The 22902-nt window shown below is 50.9% G+C and carries 19 protein-coding genes; 9 read left to right on the top strand and 10 right to left on the bottom strand.

Features of this window, described 5'->3' with window-relative positions; translation table 11 throughout:
• The first annotated feature begins 25 nt into the window (after window positions 1-25).
• The 4 genes from mtnA to CWO84_RS22240 all read left to right on the top strand — a co-directional run bounded on the left by mtnA (window position 26) and on the right by CWO84_RS22240 (window position 3210).
• The gene (gene mtnA / locus CWO84_RS22255; protein WP_101055316.1) at window positions 26-1063 is read left to right on the top strand and encodes an S-methyl-5-thioribose-1-phosphate isomerase; all 1038 of its coding nucleotides are present in this window, start codon (window positions 26-28) and stop codon (window positions 1061-1063) included.
• Complete coding sequence (cysZ, locus tag CWO84_RS22250) at window positions 1057-1779, top strand: sulfate transporter CysZ (RefSeq protein ID WP_101055314.1); 723 nt, start codon at window positions 1057-1059, stop codon at window positions 1777-1779. Before mtnA ends, cysZ begins: the two co-directional genes overlap by 7 nt.
• A 338-nt stretch (window positions 1780-2117) precedes the next feature.
• A complete protein-coding gene (locus CWO84_RS22245; protein WP_101055312.1) occupies window positions 2118-2657 on the top strand; it encodes a hypothetical protein in 540 nt (179 codons plus the stop codon).
• On the top strand, window positions 2650-3210 hold the full coding sequence (locus tag CWO84_RS22240) for a hypothetical protein (RefSeq protein ID WP_101055310.1): 561 nt from the start codon (window positions 2650-2652) through the stop codon (window positions 3208-3210). Before CWO84_RS22245 ends, CWO84_RS22240 begins: the two co-directional genes overlap by 8 nt.
• 298 nt (window positions 3211-3508) lie before the next feature.
• Here CWO84_RS22240 and CWO84_RS22235 read toward each other — a convergent pair whose 3' ends face one another.
• The gene (locus tag CWO84_RS22235; protein ID WP_240618125.1) at window positions 3509-5908 is read right to left on the bottom strand and encodes a TonB-dependent receptor; all 2400 of its coding nucleotides are present in this window, start codon (window positions 5906-5908) and stop codon (window positions 3509-3511) included.
• A 420-nt stretch (window positions 5909-6328) separates the two neighbouring features.
• On the opposite strand from CWO84_RS22235, the gene CWO84_RS22230 reads away from it, so the two are divergent.
• A complete protein-coding gene (locus CWO84_RS22230) occupies window positions 6329-6535 on the top strand; it encodes a DUF1289 domain-containing protein (protein ID WP_101055306.1) in 207 nt (68 codons plus the stop codon).
• A 98-nt stretch (window positions 6536-6633) separates the two neighbouring features.
• On the opposite strand, the gene CWO84_RS22225 is transcribed toward CWO84_RS22230, so the two are convergent.
• Both CWO84_RS22225 and CWO84_RS22220 read right to left on the bottom strand, forming a co-directional pair.
• Window positions 6634-7194, bottom strand: a complete 561-nt coding sequence (locus CWO84_RS22225; protein WP_101055304.1) for a hypothetical protein — start codon at window positions 7192-7194, stop codon at window positions 6634-6636.
• 12 nt (window positions 7195-7206) lie between these two features.
• On the bottom strand, window positions 7207-7665 hold the full coding sequence (locus CWO84_RS22220) for a hypothetical protein (RefSeq protein WP_101055302.1): 459 nt from the start codon (window positions 7663-7665) through the stop codon (window positions 7207-7209).
• Window positions 7666-7983: 318 nt separating this feature from the next.
• Here CWO84_RS22220 and CWO84_RS22215 point away from each other — a divergent pair, with 318 nt between their 5' ends.
• Both CWO84_RS22215 and CWO84_RS22210 read left to right on the top strand, forming a co-directional pair.
• Window positions 7984-8946, top strand: coding sequence for an AraC family transcriptional regulator (locus CWO84_RS22215; protein ID WP_101055300.1), 963 nt, complete (start codon window positions 7984-7986; stop codon window positions 8944-8946).
• 121 nt (window positions 8947-9067) lie between these two features.
• Window positions 9068-10489, top strand: a complete 1422-nt coding sequence (locus tag CWO84_RS22210) for an Nramp family divalent metal transporter (RefSeq protein WP_240618124.1) — start codon at window positions 9068-9070, stop codon at window positions 10487-10489.
• 9 nt (window positions 10490-10498) lie between these two features.
• On the opposite strand, the gene CWO84_RS22205 is transcribed toward CWO84_RS22210, so the two are convergent.
• Together CWO84_RS22205 and CWO84_RS22200 are read right to left on the bottom strand one after the other, a co-directional pair.
• Window positions 10499-10897, bottom strand: coding sequence for a PIN domain-containing protein (locus CWO84_RS22205; protein ID WP_101055298.1), 399 nt, complete (start codon window positions 10895-10897; stop codon window positions 10499-10501).
• Complete coding sequence (locus CWO84_RS22200) at window positions 10897-11139, bottom strand: DUF2281 domain-containing protein (RefSeq protein WP_033155290.1); 243 nt, start codon at window positions 11137-11139, stop codon at window positions 10897-10899. Before CWO84_RS22200 ends, CWO84_RS22205 begins: the two co-directional genes overlap by 1 nt.
• 300 nt (window positions 11140-11439) lie before the next feature.
• Here CWO84_RS22200 and CWO84_RS22195 point away from each other — a divergent pair, with 300 nt between their 5' ends.
• Together CWO84_RS22195 and CWO84_RS22190 are read left to right on the top strand one after the other, a co-directional pair.
• Window positions 11440-11712, top strand: a complete 273-nt coding sequence (locus CWO84_RS22195) for a type II toxin-antitoxin system ParD family antitoxin (RefSeq protein ID WP_033155291.1) — start codon at window positions 11440-11442, stop codon at window positions 11710-11712.
• Between the two features lie 15 nt (window positions 11713-11727).
• Complete coding sequence (locus CWO84_RS22190) at window positions 11728-12015, top strand: type II toxin-antitoxin system RelE/ParE family toxin (RefSeq protein ID WP_033155292.1); 288 nt, start codon at window positions 11728-11730, stop codon at window positions 12013-12015.
• Between the two features lie 581 nt (window positions 12016-12596).
• Here the strand turns inward: CWO84_RS22190 and CWO84_RS22185 are convergent.
• The 5 genes from CWO84_RS22185 to CWO84_RS22160 all read right to left on the bottom strand — a co-directional run bounded on the left by CWO84_RS22185 (window position 12597) and on the right by CWO84_RS22160 (window position 22896).
• Window positions 12597-15044, bottom strand: a complete 2448-nt coding sequence (locus CWO84_RS22185) for a TonB-dependent receptor (protein ID WP_033155293.1) — start codon at window positions 15042-15044, stop codon at window positions 12597-12599.
• A gap of 358 nt (window positions 15045-15402) precedes the next feature.
• Entirely contained in the window at window positions 15403-16674 is a 1272-nt protein-coding gene (locus tag CWO84_RS25070) for a FecR family protein (RefSeq protein WP_240618123.1), read from the bottom strand.
• Between the two features lie 68 nt (window positions 16675-16742).
• A complete protein-coding gene (locus CWO84_RS22170; RefSeq protein WP_101055296.1) occupies window positions 16743-17258 on the bottom strand; it encodes an RNA polymerase sigma factor in 516 nt (171 codons plus the stop codon).
• A gap of 228 nt (window positions 17259-17486) precedes the next feature.
• On the bottom strand, window positions 17487-18413 hold the full coding sequence (locus CWO84_RS22165; protein ID WP_033155295.1) for a LysR substrate-binding domain-containing protein: 927 nt from the start codon (window positions 18411-18413) through the stop codon (window positions 17487-17489).
• A gap of 556 nt (window positions 18414-18969) precedes the next feature.
• Entirely contained in the window at window positions 18970-22896 is a 3927-nt protein-coding gene (locus tag CWO84_RS22160) for a PAS domain S-box protein (RefSeq protein ID WP_051669605.1), read from the bottom strand.
• Window positions 22897-22902 lie beyond the last annotated feature (6 nt).

Below are 22902 nucleotides of genomic sequence, written 5' to 3'. Positions count from 1 at the left end.
AAATATAGATTTAGACGAAATCATCATGACTACAACGCAAAAACTTTCCGTACATGCCTTGCAATGGAGCGGACACAGCATGAAAGTGTTGGACCAGCGCTTGCTGCCGGAAACCATCACCTACGACGAATACAGCGACGCCGCCGGCGTCACCGAGGCCATCGCCTCGATGCGGGTGCGCGGCGCCCCGGCCATAGGCATCGCCGCGGCTTACGGCGTGGTGTTATCGGCGATACAACATTATCCGAACGGCGATTGGCAATCTGCTGTAGAACAAGACATTCGACAGCTGGCCACCTCGCGGCCGACGGCGGTAAACCTGTTCTGGGCGCTGGATAAAATGCGCGGCCTGCTAGCGGAAAATCCGCCGGAACCCGTCGCCGCATTGACTCAATTGGCCGAGCAAATCCACGCCGAGGACATCGCTGCCAACCACGCGATGGGCGAGCGCGGCGCGGATGTCATCGGCAATGCTAAGGCTGTGCTAACGCATTGCAACGCCGGCGCGTTGGCCACCGGCGGTTACGGCACCGCGCTGGGCGTGATTCGTAGTTTGCACAAGCGCGGTCAATTGCAAAACGTCTACGCCGACGAGACTCGGCCTTGGCTGCAAGGCGCGCGTTTGACGGTATGGGAACTAGCGCAAGACGGCATCCCCGCCACGCTGATCGCCGATTCGGCGGCGGCCTGGCTGATGAAATCCGGCAAAATCGACTGGATCATCGTCGGCGCCGACCGCATCGCCGCCAACGGCGACGTCGCCAACAAGATTGGCACCTATTCGCTGGCGGTTTTGGCCAAACAACACGGGGTAAAAATGATGGTGGCCGCGCCCTCTTCCACCTTCGACTTCAGCATGGAGAATGGCGAAAGTATCGAAATAGAACAACGCAATCCCAAAGAATTGTTGGCGGATTGTTACTTAAACGACGGCTCGCTGGTGCACGCCTGGAACCCGGTGTTCGACGTCACCCCGGCCGCCCTGATTAGCGCCATCGTCACCGAACGCGGCGTGGTTATCGACCCCGGTCTGCACGGGGTAAGGAGTTTGGCAGCATGTTAAATTTACCGCGCGGCAATAACCCTGTCTTTGCGCTGAACTGCTTGTGGCAGGGCGTAAAAATGCTCACCCACCCCGAACTGCGCAAATACCTGTTGATACCCTTGTTCATCAATATGGTGTTGTACACCGGCGCTTTCGTGCTGGGCTACCATTCGGTATCGGCTTTGATTCATTCCTTTATCCCGGACTGGTTGTCCTGGCTGAATTGGATATTGTGGCCGCTGTTTTTTATCAGCTTTTTAGTGATTGGCTTCTTCACCTTCACCCTGTTCGCCAACCTGATCGCCGCGCCGTATTACAGCCAGCTTGCGGCTAAGACGCTGCAACTGATCAGCGGCGGCAGCGTGGTCAAAGCCGAACTGCCTTGGGATAAGGTGTTTTTTGGTGAACTGCGCCGGGTCGGCTATCTATTGTTGCGGGTACTGCCATTGCTGCTGCTGTTTCTGATACCGGTGGTCAATCTGATCGCACCCTTTATCTGGGCGGTATTTGCCGCCTGGGGCATCGCGATGGAATTTCTGGCGTATCCACTGGAAGAACGCGGCCTGTCGTTTCCAGAACAGAAACAATTCATGCAGCAAACCCGTTGGGGGGTATTGAGCTTCGGCGGCTTGACCGGCCTGGGCTTGACGCTCCCTATCGTCAATTTAGTGATGGGCCAGGCGGCGGTGATCGGCGCAACGATTTATGTCTACCGTTTAGCGGAAACCGAATAGCCAGCGGCCGAGCAACCGATTACTTAACCACCATGTTAGCTGCCCCGGCCAGACCGGGGTAAACAACGTGATGAGCATGTTTAGACCTGGGGCTGCGCTACCTGTAGTTTGCTTTCACCGACCGAATAAACCCGTAATAACGGTTTTAATATTGAGCAATATTGCTGAAAATTATTTTTCCCACAAGGGCTTTTTCGACGCAAACGACCCGTTGCGGTCTATCGCCTAACATTGGTTCAATGTCAGCGATTGATGTTTTCGAGCCATATGTACTTGGTTTCGATGATATACAGAACTTTCTAATTACAAGTTACGCATCAGATTACTGGAGCTTCTAATTGACCAACGAACTTTTGATTTCAGTAGTTTCGCTTGTCGCTGCGCTTTTTTCGGCCTTATATGCCGCTAGGAGCGTTCGTATCGCACAGAAAGCGCTATCAATTGCGCAAGAGGAGTTTAATTCCAAAAAGGAAAAATTGAAGCTCTATCTAATTGAAGGGATCAACTATCGATGTTCGGATGATGAATACATCTTTGGGTTTAATCTTTCAGTTATCAATCAGGCATCTGCGCCAAATGCCATCCAAAGAATTGAGCTATTAATTACATTTATTCGGAAAGATGGGACTATAGGTAATTTGATTCTTCAGCATTCTCCGGCCTTGAAAAATTCAATAATAGGACATGAGGTTACGCCCTTTGTCTCACCTGTAGAAATAGCAGAAAAATCCGCCGTCACTAACTGGTGTATGTTTCAGTTTGACCCTCACCTGATTCAATCTGGCCGTGTCGATAAATATACTCTGAGAGTTTCAGACTCTGTTGGTGAGGTAAGCGAAGTAGATTCATATTTGATAAAGGAGTATCGGATTGTTTGAGCGTTTAGTAACTATAACCACAGTCTCCATTATTGATGATGGCGTAATTATCGATCCAGAATGGGCCAATGGTAGGCCAATACCAGCAATTATTGTTGACGCAAAAGAACGTCAAGATATTGTAGAGTACATAAATGCTCACAGAACGCAGCCACCGGGAGATGTTTTAGTTCAGTGGGGTACGGCTTTAACCTCGAAAAATAAGATTCTTCTGATCATAAGAAGTTTTCGCCCTGTTGAAATAGAATTCGCAATTGGGTTTAGCGCAAATAAGCACCATGCTTTAGTTGACGGCGTTTTGCGGAATAACGGGTTTTATCTCTTGGAAGGCAAGTCGGGTGACAAGGTTAGCTCTCTAATGATGGAAGATAAAGGTAGAATCCTTATTGAGGTGCCAGCCACAGGTTTTGAGCCAACATGGGATAAAATACTACGAAAAACTATCAGTAAAATATTTAAGCAGCAAGGGCTTGGCAAGAAACAGGTTGAGAATGCTGTGAAGGACTACCTAAAAAGCATGAGAGAATTTTGGCATACCAGAAGAGATTCATAACAAGACAAATTAACTCTGACCGCAAAACCGCTGCGCGCTTTTTGCGTCGGGTTATTTGCGGCGTTAAATGAGCAGTTTCTGATATAAACCGGCCATTCAGAAATCAACCACGAAGGTCTCAAATTGGCCGATAATTGCCTCAACCCAAAGTCACAACAACACCACGCCGTAAAGATGAACTCCGATTAAGGCTAAAAACCCGGTATTTTCCAATCATTGTGTCAAAACCCACCTGGGTCGTGACACAACAATCAAATAGCTTCGTTCAATCAATTTCCACTGATTCTCACACCCGGCATCAGAACTTGATCGTCAAGCCCACAAACGCCGAGCGGCCCATGCCGGCGATGTTTCTGCCCCAGGGCACGGTGACATTGGCGGCTGCGGTTGGATTCATGCCGTAGCGGTCGCCCAGATAGGCTCCTGCTAAAGGATGGTAATACTGCTTATCCAGCACGTTATCCAGACCCACATCAAAACGCACTTTGCCCCACTCGTAACCGGTTCTGGCGTTTAACAAAATATACGCCGCCGTCTCGGTTTCGTTGCGGATGGCCTGCACGTCGTCCTTACCGTCGACGAACTGCATTTCTATCGCGCTTTGCCAACTGCTCAAGCGGTGATCCAAGCTCAGCTTCATGTTGAACGGCATCATGTGATACAGATTGCCGCCGTCCATGCGCTCGCCGCGCACGTAACTCATGGTGGTGTGGGCGGCAAATTCACCGACGGTTTGGTCTTTATAAATCCGCGTCCGGCCGGATACATCCATCCCCCACAGCCGGGCGTCGTGATTGGCATATTGCAGATAGACGAAGCTGTTGGTGGCGGTTTGCGGTGTGGCTTTGCAACCGCTGGCCGCCGCATTGGAGGCACTAATGCAGCGGTCCACGTCGATGAAGTTGTTCACATAGGTGAAATACGGCGTGACATTCACTTCCCACAGATTGTTTTTCGGTTCGTGGAATGCGGCGGTCAAGCTGACGGTGTGCGCGGTTTCCTCGGTTAAATCCATATTGCCGACGTAACCGTTGCCGTCGCCATGCCAGCCTATCATCGCCATGTCCATATTGCGCGCGCCCCAGACATAGCGTTCGTATAAATTAGGCGCGCGGTTTTTCCGGGCGTAACCCAATTCGTATTGGCTCATGTCGTTGGGGGTGAATTGCACCAGAGCGGTCACATCAAAGGTGTCGTTGCTACGCTCGCGGTCGCGGGCGTTGAAAGCATTGGCAGCATTTAACGCGGTAATCGCGCCGGCTCTATCCACGGCACGAGTCGGGCCGGTGTTGATCAAATCGGGGTTATAGGGTTGAACCTCACCGGTATTAGTGGTGGTGTGATCGTAACGTAGACCCAACAAACTGCGCCATTTGGCATCCCAATTGGCTTCCCACTCGCCAAAAAAGCCCACCCGGTCGCGTTCGCCGTTGTTGATATTCAAATACGCTTCCGGCGCCATCATCCAATACGCACTGCGGGCGTCGGTATTATTGGCGGCAATACTGGTATTGGTGTGGACCGCCGGCCAGTAATCGTTGATTTTGTTGCTGTGATATTCGTTGCCGATGCGGAAAGTGTCGCGTTTGTTGAAGGGAATTTCCGCTTGGATTTTATACCCCAGGTTGCGGCCACGGGTTTCCATCGGCATTTGATCGTTGGGCGGCGCAAATGTACCGCCACTGGCCGTGCCATCCAGAAACTGGCTGTGTTTGTCCTCGCCAATATCCATGCTGTGCTGGGTGCTTTCGAAATAGAATTTGCTCTCCAGCGAACCCCAATCGAAACTGCCTTTGTGCATGATATTGCCGAAGATGCTGTCGTTGTTGGTCAAGTCCATCCGCTGATTGGGAAAACCCTGGAACGGTATATGCTGCTGACCGCCGCGAATCACGACCAAATGTTTATCGGTTTTGAAGGATAAAGCCGCCGAGTGGTTTTGATTCTCGTAAGCGGTGGATTTGACGATCTGGCCGTTGCCGTCGTTGTAATTCATGCTTTCGGTGTGCGAACCGGTATAGTCCAGCCGCACGTTTTGCGTCGCCACGCCGGCAGCGATGCTGCCGCCAAAGGCGTCGCCGTTGCTGCGGTAAAACGAGGATACGCTGCCGTCCAGCAAAATATCCTTGCCCGGCTCGGCAAATACCGGATCGGGCGTTTGCACGGAAATCGTGCCGCCGATACTGTCGCCGCCCAAGCTCACCGGCGTCACCCCGGTCAAAATGGTGATCTTGCCGATATTGCTGCGGTCGATATATGACAACGGCGGATTCATATGATTGGCGCAAGCCGAGGTCAGCGTCATACCGTTGATGTCGATTTTCACCCGGTCGTCGTTCAAACCGTGTATCACCGGCAAACTGGAGACGCCGCCGGCACCGTATAAACTCACCCCCGGCGTATCTTCCAGGAGTTTAGCGGTGTCACTAACCGCCGCGCGCTTGCTGGTGAGAATATCCGCTTCCATGTCTGAAGCGTTTAAGGCCTTTACCCCGGGAAACTTGTCGGTGACGATGACTTTTTCCAGTACCACTTCATCAACCAGGGAGTTTTCGATTGTGTCATCGGCGCTAACCGCCGAGCTAAAGCCGAGAGGCAGCATGCCAGTCGCCAACAAACCCAATAAGCCGAGACCTGTTGTTACTGACGAGGGGACGTGCCGGACCGTTTGTTGATTGTCTGTGCAGATTTTTTTCATAATTCGCCTTTCGAAAGTCAAAAATAACGTCAATTTGCTATTGCTCCCTACCAAGATCATCAAGACCTTTCCGCCCTTGAAACCATCAAAAAAGCTGGAATTCTGTGAAATGTAGAAACAGTTTTTATGATTGACTACAGCCGGAAGCCTGAAGCGGTCAATTAGCTATAACAAATTAAAGCAAACTATATTGTAATATTAGAATTATTTAATTCAAGTTATTGAACTATGTTATTTAACTTAATATTTGATGAATTTCAATAACTTATGCTGCCATGACCACAGTGATCAAAATAACGTAAGCAGCAATTTGCCAAACATCAGAATCGACAGACCCGATGTTAGCGTTAAGTTTTGCGGTAACTCACTGCCGCCACTTACAATAATCACCATTTAGCCATTAACCTTTGAGAACACTCTATGAAATACCAACCTTGTATCGACCAATGCACATCCGAAGGCACCCACTGCGGCGGTTGCGGCAGATCGCACCAGGAAATCACCGACACCAAAAAATTGGTGTCATCGGTCGTGGAGTTTATCCGGGAGCATGACTACGAAAATCCCGAAGACTTTGTGGAACGGATCAGTAAAAGCATTTTGAAAAAGCTGCAAAAAACTGCCTGACCGTTACGAATTGATTGCGCCCCACTTCAACAAGGAGCGATCAGTAAAAAAAACGCCCTTAACGGGCGTTTTTGCTAACCAAGCCTTGCAACCGGCTATCAAGCTTTGCGCTGCTTCATACCGATAAACCCGGTCAGCACCGATCCAAACAACCAAACTGCGCCAGGAACCGGCACGGCGGCTGGCGTTACCGACACCAATTCGTAGCTGTAAGATGTTGCATTGTTGGCTTTATCGAATACCGCGCCGCCGAAACCGCCAAAGCCCATGCCGCTGTAATAATCAAAGCCAGTGGTGCCAAAGTAATTGGTGGCAATCAGTTCTTGTTGCGCGCCGTTAATCTCGTCGCCGAGATACGGGCTGTTGAGGTTGTAGACCATCGCCGACAAATCAGCCAGGTTATGAGTAAACGCAGCGACGATAGAGTTACCCGAGAACGACAAAGAAAACGCCGAGATTTCATTGAAATTCATCCCGAAATTGGCGCTTCCCACGTTAATTTGCCCGGAGTGATTGGCGTCATTCACGGTAAAACTACCGGAAATGGTCGCCCCGTCGTCAAAACCGGTTTGCACAAAATTGTAAACCGCCGCGTTAGCGCCGGGCGCCAATAATGCGGCCGCAACCGCCAAGGCCAGCTTTATAGATTTAGTTGTCATAATCAGCAGGCCTTATTGCGCGGGTGTGGAGGGCAGGAACGGCGAGAAACGGGTGCCGGAGGAGGTGCCCAATAAGCCGAAATTATTGGTCCATTGCCCGATAAACGATTGTTTGTCCGGGGTAAATTGCAAATCAAAGAATGATTGCACGGTGACATTCGGCGCCGGCGAAAAATCTAATTGCGCCACAGCCGAGCAATCGGTGTTCATCGTCGCGGTACCGCTGACCGGGCCGGCGAAACCCGGAGTGATCACCCCGCTTTGCGTGGTAGTGAATGCGCATGAACCGCCGACGACGCCGTTAAGAACCGTAATTTCACAACGTCCGGTATGCAGATTAGCCAGCGCTACGCTGTTTTGATACAGCACATAGCTGCCGTTCAAATTAGCGGCGCTACAACCTGGTGCGGCTTGAACTTGTGTAGATAGCCCCAGCGTTGCGGCTAACAGCAGGTATTTATAGTTTTTCATCGTGTCCTCTCGAAAATCTTGATAGTTATTTTGTAATTGGCGAATTACCCCTAATCATTCCTGCTGATTGCGATTCCGCGCAATCTGAGGTTTAAGTAGGGAAGCAACCCAAAACTACCTATCAATCCCTATGCCACCGATTTAGTAAAACATATAAAACAACAAGATAAGAAAAAACACGCATCCAATTCGTTCGGTAAAACAGACCGATTCAAACCGATTTATGCTAAAAATTAGTGTTATGTCACAAATTATTGTAAAAGTAAGTCGTATGCCCAAGAGGTGGGCAAATTTTCCAGGCCAAGGACATTTCACGACATGACCGACAGAAAAAAGGCAGGATACAAAAGGCTGCACAGTGACGAATTATCTATGCAACCCGGTCAGCAACAACATTGCTGGCGTCAATCCTTACCTTCTCAGCTTGGCGAGGGCAGATCGCTAATTTTTCAGCTCGATCCGTCCCTGAGTTACATAGAAACGACCTATCACCCCCTGCACGATCTGGCGATCACCAGCAAAATCGATTTCGGCGAACCACGCCTGGTAGTAACGCTTGGGATAACCGGTCACACCCGCTTCATCGACAGCGACAAGCAGGAGCTGACATTCAGCGCAGGCCATACCACGATTACCAGTTTCGACAGCAGTCACGGCGAACGCCGGTATCAAGCAAATCAGCCTATAAAGCAATTGCGTTTTTCAATCGGCAAGCGCTGGATGGACCGTTATTTGGGCGAAAATGAATCGGCATTTTTCTTCCGGAACAATGCCTTGCAACTGTTAAGCAGCCGGCCAAGCCATACTCAAAGCATGATTTCTGCCCGGCAATTACTGGGATGTGACCTCAGCGCCCCTTTAGCACCGCTAACCTTAAACGGCCATGTCATGACGATACTGGCTAACGAACTTAACGGACTGTGCCGACCTGAAAAATACGCTTATTCCAGATTCGACCAAGCCAGCCGGCACATGGCTGACCAAGCCCGCGAGATCCTCGAACTACATTACCAAGATCCACCCTCACTGGAAAACCTGGCAAAAACCCTGGGCATCACTCCATTCAAGTTAAAAAATCTGTTCCAACATTATTTTAATAATTCTCCTTATGGCGTAGTGACCGAGATCAGAATGCAGCATGCTTATCGCGCATTGGCGTCGACTCGGCAACCCGTCAGCTTGGTGGCAGAGATGGTGGGTTACAGGCACACCAGCAACTTCAGCCTGGCTTTTAGTAAACATTTTGGCGTCTCACCCAAACAAATTTCCAAGAAACGCTGAAAACCCCTGGTTTTCCCATTTCCACCAGTAACATCCACCCTATTGTTAACCGGATTTGCCAAATCCAGGCAAATTTGCGGAAATGGCGGCTTTTCCAACAAAGCTTTCATTTTTGCAAACCATGAACAATACCGACTTGCAATCTCTAACTCGCCACAGTGTCCCAGCCTTCCCCGGTTGGTGGGCGGCGCTTGGGCCCGGCGTGGTGTGGATGGCGCTAGCGCAAGGCAGCGGCGAGTTGATCTGGTGGCCTTACATGATTGCCAAATACGGCCTGACTTTTTTATGGCTGCTGGTCCCGGCCTGTTTGCTGCAATATCCGTTGAACCTGGAAATTGGCCGTTACACCATGCTGACCGGCGAAAGCATTTTCCACGGATTTATTCGTTTGCATCGCGGCTTTGGGATCTTTCTGTGGCTGCTGATGACCGTGTCGTTCTTGTGGTTCGGTGCGTTTGCTTCGGCCGGCGGCACGGCGATGGCGGAATTGACGCACTGGCCGGATGGCTGGACGCAACGCGGGCAAAGCCTGTTTTGGGGCTACACCTCGATTGCGGTGTTCGTTTCCGCTATTCTCGCCAGCGGCGTGGTTTATACGCTGATAGAACGCTTCATGAAACTGGTCGCGGTGGTCACCGTGGTCGGGCTGTTATCCGCATGCTTGCAAAGCGATGTGTTAAAGGCGTTGCCGGAATTCAGCATGGGCCTGCTCGGCCCGGTCGGCGACATGCCGCGCGCTTGGGATAGCGGCGATGCCAGCAAATTACTAACGGCCATTACTTTCGCCGGCCTCGGTGGCTTCTGGATTTTGTTTTATTCGTACTGGTTACGCGACAAAGGCGCCGGCATGGCCGGCCTGGTGGGCCGCATCACTGGTTTAGGTGGTGCGGAAGAAGCGGTATTGAGCGACGGCTTCCTGCCCGCCGACGAAGCGGAAAGCGCAAAAAACTGGTCGACCTGGCGGCGATTTTTAAGCGCGGACATATTGGTCGGCATTATCGGCAATCTACTTACCACGCTGATGACCTGTCTGCTGGCTTATGCGCTGCTGTTCCCAAAAGGTTTGCTGCCGCAGGAATACGAACTGGCGGTGGTGCAAAGCCAGTTTTTTGCGGTGAGTTGGGGCGAGATCGGTCGATTGCTGTTTTTAGTGGTGGCGGCCGCGTTTTTAACCGACACCTGGCTGGCCACCGCCGACGCGGTCAGCCGTATCCAGACCGATATTATTTTGACCTTGTTTCCGAAAAGCCGCCGTCTGCCGGCCCGGCGCTGGTATTACATCTTTCTGGGCTTGCTGACGCTCATCACCTCGCTGACCATGCAACTCGACGCCCCCGGCCCGCTAATTTTAACCAGCGCCATCATCGGCTTCGGCGGCACCATCATGTTTCCGGTGGCTTTGTATCTGATCAACCACAAAATGCTGCCGCCACATTTGCCGGCATGGGCCAGACCTAAAGGTAAGCCGTGGCTGTTGGGTTTGAGCTTTGTGGTGTATTTGCTGTTGGCATTGTTGTATTTAAAGGCCAGCCTTAAACTTTGAGCCGGTTCGTCACGACAGCCAATCCTCTAATTTGAGACCCGGCACCCGCTGAAATTCCCAGGTATTATTCGTTATAACCGTTAAGTCATTGGCAACAGCGATAGCGGCAATCTGCAAATCATACGGGCCTATGGATGTCCCTTGGCTAGCCAAAAAGGCCCGAATCTCACCAAAACGCTGTGTTGCCGGGCCTGCAAAGGGTAAGCTTGGTACCCATTCTAATAACGTAAGCAGGCGGGAGCGATTTTGTTCTTGCCGAACGCTTTTTGCCACACCGAACCACAACTCCGCTTCGACAGGCGCACACAGTTTTAATGATGTCCTACCTACGTGACGGACTTGATTAAGCAAGTTTGGATTTTCCTTCAACAGTGCAATGGCAGCATTGGTATCCAATAAGTAAGCCATCAGTCCCAAGTCTCTCTGAGTGTGTCAGTTCCTAAATCGGCATCACTAATATCATCCGGAAAATCTTCGCTTAAACCACCAGCCAATGCAGCCAGAAAGGCCGCTGTATCGTTCTTCTGCTCTGTTTGCGGCTGATCCATTGAATAACGTTGCTCCAGAAACTCGATAAAATCCAAGGCTTCGCGAGCAGCCGATTCCGGGAGATTTAAACTGTGTTTATAAATAGTTTCGGCTAGGTTCATTGGTCATTTCCTGAGCTAGGTCGGTATCACGTCTAAGAATATCCTATCCGCCAGTACTGGCAGCTACAAGCCTAAACCTATAGCGTAAATTCGTAAGAAGCACAAAGGGAATTTGCTAACTAAAACGCGATCTATTGAGGGCTTGGTACTATTCGCACCATCCAAACTTGCGAGGAATTAGCGTATGGATCTAGCCAACAGAGCTTAGATTGCAGACCAGAACCCAAAATCGGTAGTTGCTCAAGAATCATTTGCAGATAGTGTGAAACATTACTACCATCATCGCTGGAGGTAATAAACATGGCCAACGTCGAAAAAATATCTATCGCTTTAACACCCGAAATGGCGACTATATTGCGGCAATGTGTTGAAAGCGGTGAATACGCCAGTTCCAGCGAACTCATTCGTGAAGCACTGCGTGACTGGAAAACTAAACGGTTGTTGCAACAAAGTGAACTTCAAGAACTAAAAAGTCTTTGGCAGACAGGTATTGATAGTGGCTCTGGAACATTTACCGATATGGATGCCGTTAAGATGGAGGCCAGAAAACGCCTTGCATCATCCACTAAATAGTACGGCAAACTATCCATGGGTAGCGTCCAGCGTACTGCTCAATCCGAAGAGGATTTAATTGAGATATGGCTCTACATTGCCCAAGACAATCCCCATGCGGCTGATAGAGTATTGGATGATCTGGAACAGCGTTTCATCATGCTGGCAGACAATCCCCAGATGGGTCGTTACCGCCCCGATATTGCACCAGAGCTACGGTATTTTATATCAGGCAAATACCTTATCCTTTACAGAACCCTAACCGATGGGGTGCAGATAGTTCGCGTCATTCATGGCGCCAGGGATTTACCCAACGTGATCTAGTCGCCGATGCACATTGGTATTCCGCTTCGGCTTTTAGCCTTACCCGCAAGGCATTTAGACTTGCGCACAAAGTTTTTCGCTATCCTCGCCAGGCTTTAAGGCTCGCGAGTGAACCTGCATAGCCTTGCGAATTAAGCTCAAAGCCTCGCGCTCAAGGCAACTAAGCTTGCGCACGCGGTTATTTGCTATCCTCGCCAGGCATTTAAGCTTGGGAGCGGGCCACCACAGCCTTGCGAATCAAGCTAAAAGCCTTGAGGCCAAGGCATTTTGGTTTGCGCCCAAGCCGACGAAGCGTTTGCGAATAGCAAAACACCATTCACGCCAGGCTACGAGACTTGAAGTCCATGTTTCCTGGCGAAAATCAGTGATGTAGATGGATTAACTGCCGGGAAGCAAGCAATAGGCAATGCCGTAAGCAATTGCCGATACGATAGCCCCTAAAAACGACAGCCATAAAACCATCACACTATTCGCAAAGCGACAATAAAGTCATCGCTAATTTAGAGGCCATCAATATTAGGGCTCGCGCCTGACCCCAACGCTAAGCTGACGTAGGGCAAATCAAATAGCCGCTTGCCCGCTTAAAATTCAACTTTCACTGAGCCCAGGAAGCTCCTTGGGGTGCCAATCCCTATCCTAGTGTCACCATTGGTGCCGGTGTAGTAGGTTTTGTCCAAAAGATTGTTGGCATTGAGTTGCAAGGTCACCTTGGATTTCCCGACGTTTAAACCATAACTGGCCAGTAAATTAACCGTTGCGTAACCTGGCAACTGAAAGTCATTCAAATTTCTACCTTGGCTTTGATCGGCCGCGACTACGCCACCACCAATCTTGAGACCACGTAAAGCAGCGTTTTGAAATTCGTAGGTATTCCAAAGACTGCCAAAATTACGTGGTGTATTAGATATACGATTTCCGGTGTTACCAAAAGCACCGTCTTCGTTGATATTTGCGTAAGGCATATGGGTATATGCTCCAATGACGCGCCAGCCTGGCAAAATTTCACCCGATGTTTCAAATTCATAACCTCGCGTTTGCTGCTCGCCTATTGCTCTCGAAATATTTGGGTTACTTGGATCGACCACCGACATATTTCTTCTAGTCAAATCGAAATAAGCAAAACTGACCGACAAACGGCCATCAAGGAATTCAGTTTTCGCACCAAGCTCCCATTCTTCCGCAGTTTGCGGCGGCAAAGCAGGTTGGTTTGGCGCCCTAAAAAACAGAGTGTTGGACGGCCCAAAGTTTTCCGAATAGTTTCCGTAAACAGACAACCATTGAATGGGACGCCAAAGTAAACCGCCTCTAGGACTAACTCGGCTATCCTCAGCGTTAGTCAGGTTTCGCGTTTCATTACGACTAATCGCGTGGTCATAACGCAAACCGACATTACCATACAGGTTAAATGGCAGCTTGATTTGATCTTGGATATATAAGCCATACCACTCTTGATTTCTTCTCGGTGTCGGTGAATAACTGAATGTGGGAGCTGACGTTAAGTAACTTGGGTTATAAATATTGAAATTGGAACCGCCAGGGACATCACAACAAGCATTTACGCCACCTCCATTGTCAATAACAAAGTAATCAAATCCCCACAACATGCTGTGCTCAAGCATCGCGGTATTGAATTTGCCCGTCAGATTGAGAGTGGTATAGTACTCTTGTTGATGTGATTGACCATTATTAAATCCTCTTCCTGCCGAGGCTGATGATGGGAGATTGGCGAGATTGCCATCTGAACCAACTTTCCCGAAAAAGAAGGTGAAATTTTGCGCAGCATCAAAAAATTCAGCGCCAAAACGATGGCTAAGTTTCCAGTTATCGTTAAACGCATGTGACCAATTCGCGCTAACCAAGGTCCTGTCACCAATGTTGCTGTTATTGAATGGATCGGCTATTTGGCGATTTATTGGCACAGCGGCAGGACGATTTCCGACTACCGGTATACCAGAATCGGTGGTATCGTCAAAATGTTGGTAGTTAATATCCAAGTTGGCTTGGGTTTTATCGGAAATATTCCAAGTCAAGCTGGGGGCGAAAAACACCGTATCGGTTTTTACGAAATCGCGAAATGAGTTGGCATTTTCATAAGAGAGATTCACGCGATAAAGCAAACTGTTATCAGAGCTGATAGTCCCGGTTGAATCAACGGCCGTTCTGTAGAAGTCATAAGAACCGAACTGCTGCTGAATGGAATGATACGGGGTCGCTTGCGGCCTTTTGGTGACCAAATTTATAATCCCGCCCGGTTCGTTACGACCGAACAGAATTGAACCGGGCCCTTTAAGCACTTCTATCCTCTCAACATTGGCTGTTTGCAGCCGAGCGTCGCTAGCCCCCTGTCCTTCAGGCAATAAAAAGCCGTCTCTGTATAAATTCGTGTATTGAAAGCCACGCATGCTAAAAACATCAAATAACCCACCGCTAGTAAAGTTGGCTTTCACGCCTGCGACATTTTGTACAGCCTCTTCAACGCGGATTACTTGTTGGTCCTTTAATACTTGTTGAGGTACAACCGCCACCGAATAGGGGGTTTCCATTATCGGTGTATCAGTCTTAGTTGCGGTGGAAGCGTTCGGCAAACGGTAATCCGGATTATAAGGATCGGTCGAATCATAAGCCGCCTTGCCCACCACCTGCACCGCCGGCATGGTCTGCGGCCCCAGATTGTTGTGCAGTTCCGCCGCTCGCGGCTGCAAGGTGATAGCCCCTTCGCCGGTCGTCACCGCTTGTAGCGGCGCATCGCCCAATAAAATCCTGATCGCTTCATTGGCGGTGTAGTCGCCTTGCAAGTTACGGCTGCGCAGGTTGTCGGCGATGTCGGTGCCGTACATCAGTTGCTGCTGGCTTTGCCTGCCGAACATCAACAAGGCCTGATTCAGCGACTGGGCGGGAATGTCGAAATGGTGTTTGCCGGCGGCATCGCCGTGGGCGGTTTGCGAGATCAGCGCCGCGAGCAAGGCGGCTTTGGCAGCATGGCGCCGACCCTTGCCGGCTGTGGGGTTGCAATGCTTTGCGTTGGACATGGATTCTCCTGGTTTCGGTCTGATTACACGGCAGCAATTGGGCTGGTGTTAGTTAAGACGGAAACTTTTTGAAAACCCACATCAGTCGGCCATTGAATTTTTTACATTGGGGGGAAATAGGCAATGGAAAATTGAATTGGCGATGGCAAAGCGGGACAGTGTTTACCTAAGTAGTTGAGACTAAATCCCCCTCGGTCCCCCTTTTTCAAAGGGGGAAGTGGACGTCGCTGGCTCGGATTCGATGGTTTTATTTCCCCTCTTTGAAAAAGAGGGGCCAGGGGAGATTTTTTAGATAAATCCCCCCTCAATCCCCTTTATGCCCCCGAGGGTACTTTTTCAAAGGGGGAAGTAACAACGTCTAGCGCAGCACCACCAAATAGGGCGTAATACTTACAATCTGCAGCTCCGGTACTGCTGCTTTCAAACTGGCGATGGCTTGATCCAGCGCGTCCAAGCGAAACAGACCGCTGATGCGTTTGTCAGCCAACGCGGTATTCAGCAACACGACGCGGCCGGGACGGTATTGGTTGATTTGGGCAATGGCATCGCTTAGCGGCAAGCCGTCGAATTGCAGATAGCCGGCCCGCCACAGCGCCATGCTGTCCGGTTGGCCGGCGCTTTTTAGGGCAATGCTGTTGGCGCCTATCGACGCCGACTGTCCCGCCGTCAGGCGTTCTTGGTGTTGCTGCCCCGCGTCTTGTATTTCAACAATCCCTTCGACCAGTTCGACTTCGGTTTGCTCGGATTGTCGCTTTACGGCGAAGGCGGTGCCCACTGCCCGCACTTCGCTGCCGGCAGCAGTGACCACGAACGGCCGTTGCGGATTTTTAGCCACGTCAAAAAAGGCTTCGCCGGCTAATAGCTCCACCCGGCGCGTGCCGGCATCGAAGTGGATGGCCAGGGCCGTGGCGGTGTTGAGCATTACTCGCGAACCGTCGGCCAAGGTCACGCTGCGCTGCTCGCCCTTACCGGTGAGATAGTCTGCCCGCCAGAATGCCGGCGGATACAGCGCGGTGAGCGTGACTGCCAGCATTGCACAGCAGGCGACAGCCAAACGGAAAGATCGGCCACGGTGGCGGGTTCTGGTATTGACCCGGACTTTAAAATCCCTGGGGCTGTCATTTCCGCGTCGACGGGAATCCAGCATGGCAACCGGACTTGCGGCCAGCGCATCCGCTGCCTTAGCTTGCCTGCCGCCTCGCCCTGGAGACTGTCGTAAAAGCTCGCTTTCTTCTCGGGACGACTGCATCGATACAGAAGATAGGGTAATGTCGGGATCGATTACCGAGAGGCTTGGAGCGAGGGAATCAAAATGCGTCAAAGCGTTAGTTTGCATCCCCTCACCCTGCCCTCTCCCAGAGAGAGAGGGTTGTATTTTGGCTGCTAAGCTTCCCTCCCCCGGCAAGGGTTGCGCACCGGGAATGCTGCGGCGGCCGCGCAGTTGTCCCAAACCTGCCCACAGCGCTTGGGCGCGTTGCCACGCTTGTTCGTGGGCGCTGTCGGCGGCGCGCCAGGCATTCAGCTCTTGCCGCGCGGACGTGGAAAAATCACCGGAATGCAATTGGCTTAACCAAGCGCAAGCCTGTTCCAGCAAACGCTCGGCATCATCCGGCATCGGTTCGGTGGACATGGTTAATTCCTGGTTAAACGGTGGGGGAGATATATCATAGACGAGGCCGGAGGCCTAAACCACAGTCGCTATTCGAATCCATCCAGGGTTTTAGCACACTGCAGCAATGCCCTTTTGATGTTCTCTTCGACGGTGCGAACCGAGATATTCAGGGTTTCGGCGATTTCGCGCTGCTTCAGGCCTTCGAAGCGGTTCAGGTAAAAAATGCGTTGGCACAACGGGGACAGGCTGCTCATGCCCTCTATCAGGCGGTCCAAATCCTCCTCGCCCAGCGCCACGGTTTCCGCGCAGCGCAGGTCTTCGGCTTCCGGCGGCGTATCCTCCGGCCATTCCACAATCGCGGCACTGCGCACGGTCTGGCTGCGATAGTAATCAATCAACAGGTTTTGCGCGGTACGGAACAGATAGGCTTTTAGATTGCCGACGCTACCCAAGTCCTCGCTGCGGCATAAGCGCACGAACGCTTCCTGGCAAATGTCCGCGGCGGTTTCCCGGCAGCGTACACGCGAATACAGCACAGTCTCCAACTCGCCGTGGCAACTGACGTACAGCTCTTGGAGGGACTGATGGGCTGGAAAAGACATGCCGGCTTAATAGTTTCGGTATCAGTGCTTAAACCGAAAGTAATCAGCAAATTTAAAGCCGGACTAGAAATGTTTTGCGCAATCAAACAGCTAGAAAATTGGCAAGACGCCAAATCCGATAGTTTTTTATTAATCTATGTTAAATAAAGCTGTTCTAGCCCCCTTTTCACACACATTTGCTATACCCAATCGACAGAGACGAGCTGCCCGCAGCCATGGTCCGGCAGCTTAACAATCGTCAAATCCCTCGCCTCTTTCCCGGCTTTTCCGCGCGGCTTCCGCCAGCAATTCATCGATAAAATATCGACAGTAATTGGGTACGTACAGTTGTTTCAGGTAAGCAATCTTCGTCGTGGAACTGGGTATCAAGCCCGACAGGTCTAGAGCGACCAAATCGGCATCCTTGCTGGCTTCGTAAGCCGTACCGGCAATTATCCCCACACCCATTCCCAAGCGCACATAGGTTTTTATCACATCGGAATCGGCCGCCGCCAAGGTAATATCCAGTGGTAAATGGGCGTTATGAAAGGCTTTTTCTATCGTCGAGCGACCTGTAAAACCAGGGGTGTAAGTCAAAATCGGCTCAGCTGATAGCCGTTGCAGGCTTATTTCGCCTTCCGTCAGCCGGTGACCGAGTGGCACCACGGCAACGTGATGCCAGTGATAACAGGGCTTGACCACTAATTTGTCGTCTTCGTCCAGTTTTTCGGTGCAGATGGCGATGTCGGCTTGATGCCTATGTAACAAATTAATCAGATTATCCGGCGACGATTGCACCATATAGATTTTAATGCCCGGATATTTGCGCCTAAACCGGCCTATCGGTTCCGGCAGTAAATATTTGGCCTGGGTATGAGTAGTCGCTATCCGTAAGGTGCCGTTACTATTTTCCAGAAAGTCGTCGGCAATCAGTTGGATATTTTTTTTAGCCTGATTGATTAAATCCACTTCTTCCATGATCTTTTCACCTAAGGGTGTCAGACCCGTCAGTTTTTTTCCCTGTCTGACGAACAGAGGCGAGCCCACTTCTATTTCAAACAACTGGAGTTGCCGACTGACCGCCGACTGCACCACGTGCATTTTTTCCGCGGCTTTGCTCAAGTTGCAATCGGTTTCCTGCAAAACTCGCAGCAATTCCAATTGATTAAGATTCATAGGCGTGCTCCTAAAAAAATTCCGGGATTCAAAGCAAAATTTTATTACTAACCTATACTGTAATTCGACGTTGCAATGACAATCGATTCTTTCGATATAAAAATCACATTATATCGTTTTAATTTAGAGGTTCCGTTCATTAACATGACAAATCGACCAGGTGATTTTGTCGGCTTTTGTTAGTGAGAGGCAAACCTCCTCCTAGCGACAGGGATGTTTTGATGGCGGGTTGCATAGACCCGCCATTTTTTTCGTCACCAGTCTGAGCACATCGGGGCAATCAAGCGATGATTAGTAACCCGGCCACTAACTACCGTTCGCCTTAGTGCCCTTGCGGGCACAGAACCTGCGGAATGCAAACCAGCCGGGGCTTCAACGAGCTCAGCCTTTATGCCCCTGAGGATACGAAAGGGATAACGGTGTGCAATATAGGACCGGGAAATCCTTTCCTGGGATGATGACGAGCGGTCACCCCTTAAATGTCGCCGCTACCGCGAAAGCAGCCTCTCCGAGGCTGCGGACGACGTGGCTGATGGCATAAATAGTTTCGGAGGCCTTAACCAGCGACAGTCCGTTTACGCTGCAACTCCGCCAGAGTCGTTTCCAGCGCATTGGCCAAACCTTCGGCCAGTACCATCGCTTCTTCGGCCTGATCCTTGGCGGCCACCTCGGCTTGCTGCGCCAAGTTCTGTATTTGCTGAATCTCGAAAATACCGGCAAAACCTTTCAAATTATGCGCCACAAATTTAATGGCGGCATAGTCGCGCTGCTCAGCGGCCAACCTTAGTTTATCGACGTTAGCCTGCTGCGCGCCGTCCAAGGCGTTGTCGATCAACTTGTCTATAAAGGCCTGACGACCGTCAAAACGCTGCTGTAAGGCCTCCCAATCGATCAAGCCTTCAGTCGCTACCGCCACCATAGCCTCATTTGCCGCATCCGAAATTTCAATTACCGCGGCAGCACCAGCTTTTCCGCTTGCGTCGTCAGACACTTTGCTGATGGGCACATGCTGCCGCAACGCACCGACCAGGGCGTTGGCATCAATGGGTTTGGTAACGCGATCCCGCATGCCCGTTTCCAGGCAGCGCTGCCGCTCTTCGGGCATGGCGTGAGCGGTCAAACCGATGATTGGCAAATCCGGCGCGATTTCCAGAATACGCCGCGCAGCCTGATAACCATCCATGACCGGCATCTGAATGTCCATCAGCACCGCATCGAAACCGGCATAGCCGGCTTCCTCCAAGCGATCCAGCGCCTGTTGGCCGTTTTCCGCAAAAGTCACCTGCGCGCCTTCGTGGCTCAACAAATCCTCCAATACCAAGCGATTTAAAGCTACGTCTTCCGCAGCCAATATTCTCAAACCGCGCAAACGTCCGCCTTTGTCCTGATGATAATCCGCTGAATGCTCGACACCGGCATCCGTCGCCGGTAGCGGCACAGTCAAAGTGAATTTGCTACCTGTCCCCAACGTACTTTTGACGACAATATCGCCGCCCATCAAGTTGGCCAGATCCCGGCTAATTGCCAAACCTAAGCCGCTGCCGCCGAATTTACGGGTGGTAGAGTTATCCGCTTGCTGAAAAGCGGTAAACAGACGACCAATCTGCTCGGCGGTCATGCCGATACCGCTGTCCGTGACACTGATGTCCGTCATATCGTTGTACCGATAAATTTCCAGACTGACATAGCCATGATCAGTAAACTTCACAGCATTTGACAATAAATTCACCAAAATCTGTCTTAAGCGCAAGGGGTCGCCAATCACCCATTCCGGCAAATCTTGGGGGCGATGCACTATTAAATCGAGTTGCTTTTCCTTGGCACGCATATCCACCAGACTGATGGCATCTTGTATCAACGCATCCAGACGAAACGGATGCTCGTCTAAGGTCATCTTGCCGGCCTCAATTTTGGAAAAATCCAAGATGTCGTTGACCACACTGAGTAAATGCATGCCGGCATCGTAAATACGGGCGCTGTTTTCCTGCATATTCCGCCCGGCATTATCGCGTAGGTTCATTTTGGCCAGGCCGATAATGGCATTTAATGGTGTACGAATTTCATGACTCATATTGGCCAGAAACTCGCTTTTCATATGCACCAAATGCTCCGCCTCCAAACGCGCAGCTTCGTGCGCCTGCTCTACTGCCTTGCGATGGCTGATGTCACGCATAACCCCAATGTAAGTGCTACCAAAATCATCCATCAATTCGTTGACGCTCAACTCTATCGGCACCAGCAGCCCATCCTTACGCTTGCCTTCCACTTCGATTCGCCGGCCGATCATCACCCGTTCCTTAGTATTGTCCAGATGCCGGCGCAAATAACCGTCATGCTCGGAATAGTAAGGCTCCGGCATCAACATCTTCACATTTTGCCCCAATAACTCGTCTTCCTCATAGCCAAACAAATCGCTAATGGCGTCGTTAACCAGCAGCATGATGCCTTTGTTATCAATCAACACCACGGCATCGGACATGGTCCGCAGTACCGCCCTAGTCCTGGCTTCGCTGGTCATCAGTGCCGCTTTGGCACGTTTTTTTTCGCTGATGTCGCGCACCGTGGCTTGCAGCAAAATTTCGTTGTCGATCTCCACCCGGCTGAGTTGCACTTCGGCGTAAAAGGTTTCGCCGGTTAAGCGTTGGTGCAACCATTCGAAGATCACCGAGCCTTCGGCGATGGCCTGCTCGAGCTTTTCATTGGCCAGCTCGGAGGATGATAGGCCGTTTGGTTGAAATTCCGGCGACAATGAGGCCGGGGTTTGCGCTAAAAACGCTTGTTCATCCCGGCAAGCAAACAGATTGAGTGCCGCTGGGTTAACCGAGATAAAGCCACGGCTGGCACTGAGGGTCATCAGCGCATCCCGCGAAGATTCGAACAGGGCCCGATGGCGCTGTTCGCTGGCTTGCAAAGTCTGTATCGCCTGTTTTTGCGCGGAAATGTCTCTGATAAAGGCGCTGAACTCGACAGCAGTTGCCAATTTGTTAGGGGTGATGGCCAATTCAATCGGAAATTCATGCCCGTCACGGTGCAGCGCCACCACTTCAATTCGCTGGTTCAAGACCGTTCCGCGCCCGGTATCCAAATAGCGCCGTATGCCTTGCTGATGAGCTTGTTGGTAACGCTCCGGAATAATCACATCATGCAACAAGCGGCCCAAGACTTCGGTGGCCGGCCAACCGAATATCTGTTCGGCCTGGCGATTCCAGCCATTGATAAAACCATCGGCGTCCATCTGCACCAAAGCATCCAACGCGGTGTCGACAATACTGCGGATGCGGATTTCGTCCTCGCGCCTCGCAGCCAATAGCGCCGCAAAACCATCGGCCATTTCGTTAAAACTCTCCGCAACCTGCCCGATTTCATCACGCAGGGTTAACGGCATTCTTTGCTGAAAATCGCCGCCGGCAAACGCTTTTGCCGTTTTCGCCAGCCTCTCCACGTATTGGCTCACCGCAAGATGGGCGCCAATCGCAAAATAAATGATCAGCATAAATATAAAGCCGGGGATGCCGATACTCAGCGCTAGCGTGGTTTTCGCCACGCCAATTCTGGCCTCGATCAGTTGTTCGGCTGCAGGGATAAAACTGTCGTAAATTTCCGCATACGCTGTATCCAGCGCTAAGGTAACGGTGGAATGAAAGTATTCCGGATTGATGGAGAATTTTTCCTGGACAATATCGGCAATGACATGCTGAGTAATTAGCCTGGCTGCGTTGACAATATTTTCCCTGGTGGTGGCGAGTATTGGGTGCAATTCCGGTTTATAGCGTTTAAAGTCATGAGTCGTTTCTTCAATGACCCTGATGCCGGATTCGATTCTGTCCTTAATCAGGTAAATTTCGATTTTTTCCTGAGCGCTAATCTGCTTTTTGGCCAGTATCCCAATGCCATACGCACGCAATTGCGCAACGCCTTCCAGGGCCTTTGGCATTTGCTCGGTTACCAGCATGATCAGATGGTAGGAATCCAGATTCGAGTCGGTGAACAACAAAGATTCCTCGCCAATCAGTTCTTCTAAATCCAATAACTTCTCGACCAAACGGCTGTGTAAGCGGTAGCTTTCTTCAATGCTTTGGTTGGCGGCGTTTTGCCGGAGTTGCTCCCAATCGTTTTTTATATCCGCGTATGCCGCAGCGGTCAACGAATCCGCCGCCAGCGTTGGCCCCAAAGCCGATAAGGCCGCAGCGACTTTGGCTTCCGATACGTCAAGTTTATCGCGCAAACTCTCTATGCCGCCGAGCACCGCCACGGTGATGCCGCGATGCTGCTGCACAGATTGCATGGTCTGCGTAATATGCTTGATTTGCAACAGTCCCTGCAGTTCGCGCTCTGAATCCAATATCACCCGGTTCAGACTTTGATAAAGAGCGTAAAACACCACGGCAACCGCCAGCAACGACAGAAAACCTATCACCACAAACTTCTTGCTGAAACTCAATCGATTCATCAGCGCCACGGCGGGCGAAAACAACGCTTGCATAGGCAA

The organism is Methylomonas sp. Kb3 (assembly GCF_002834115.1).
Lineage (GTDB): Bacteria > Pseudomonadota > Gammaproteobacteria > Methylococcales > Methylomonadaceae > Methylomonas > Methylomonas defluvii.
The sequence above is the reverse complement of the archived record's forward strand: the minus strand, read 5'-3'. Positions and strand labels throughout refer to the sequence as shown.

Bases quoted from the DNA above. Each gene is read 5' to 3' on its own strand.
- CWO84_RS22170 (WP_101055296.1), bottom strand. From the start codon at position 17,258: ATGTCTTTTCCAGCCCATCAGTCCCTCCAAGAGCTGTACGTCAGTTGC.
- CWO84_RS22190 (WP_033155292.1), top strand. From the start codon at position 11,728: ATGGGTAGCGTCCAGCGTACTGCTCAATCCGAAGAGGATTTAATTGAG.
- mtnA (WP_101055316.1), top strand. From the start codon at position 26: ATGACTACAACGCAAAAACTTTCCGTACATGCCTTGCAATGGAGCGGA.
- CWO84_RS22205 (WP_101055298.1), bottom strand. From the start codon at position 10,897: ATGGCTTACTTATTGGATACCAATGCTGCCATTGCACTGTTGAAGGAA.
- CWO84_RS25070 (WP_240618123.1), bottom strand. From the start codon at position 16,674: ATGTCCACCGAACCGATGCCGGATGATGCCGAGCGTTTGCTGGAACAG.
- CWO84_RS22225 (WP_101055304.1), bottom strand. From the start codon at position 7,194: ATGACAACTAAATCTATAAAGCTGGCCTTGGCGGTTGCGGCCGCATTA.
- CWO84_RS22200 (WP_033155290.1), bottom strand. From the start codon at position 11,139: ATGAACCTAGCCGAAACTATTTATAAACACAGTTTAAATCTCCCGGAA.
- CWO84_RS22230 (WP_101055306.1), top strand. From the start codon at position 6,329: ATGAAATACCAACCTTGTATCGACCAATGCACATCCGAAGGCACCCAC.
- CWO84_RS22210 (WP_240618124.1), top strand. From the start codon at position 9,068: ATGAACAATACCGACTTGCAATCTCTAACTCGCCACAGTGTCCCAGCC.
- CWO84_RS22220 (WP_101055302.1), bottom strand. From the start codon at position 7,665: ATGAAAAACTATAAATACCTGCTGTTAGCCGCAACGCTGGGGCTATCT.
- CWO84_RS22195 (WP_033155291.1), top strand. From the start codon at position 11,440: ATGGCCAACGTCGAAAAAATATCTATCGCTTTAACACCCGAAATGGCG.
- CWO84_RS22185 (WP_033155293.1), bottom strand. From the start codon at position 15,044: ATGTCCAACGCAAAGCATTGCAACCCCACAGCCGGCAAGGGTCGGCGC.
- cysZ (WP_101055314.1), top strand. From the start codon at position 1,057: ATGTTAAATTTACCGCGCGGCAATAACCCTGTCTTTGCGCTGAACTGC.
- CWO84_RS22165 (WP_033155295.1), bottom strand. From the start codon at position 18,413: ATGAATCTTAATCAATTGGAATTGCTGCGAGTTTTGCAGGAAACCGAT.
- CWO84_RS22235 (WP_240618125.1), bottom strand. From the start codon at position 5,908: ATGAAAAAAATCTGCACAGACAATCAACAAACGGTCCGGCACGTCCCC.
- CWO84_RS22215 (WP_101055300.1), top strand. From the start codon at position 7,984: ATGACCGACAGAAAAAAGGCAGGATACAAAAGGCTGCACAGTGACGAA.
- CWO84_RS22160 (WP_051669605.1), bottom strand. From the start codon at position 22,896: ATGCAAGCGTTGTTTTCGCCCGCCGTGGCGCTGATGAATCGATTGAGT.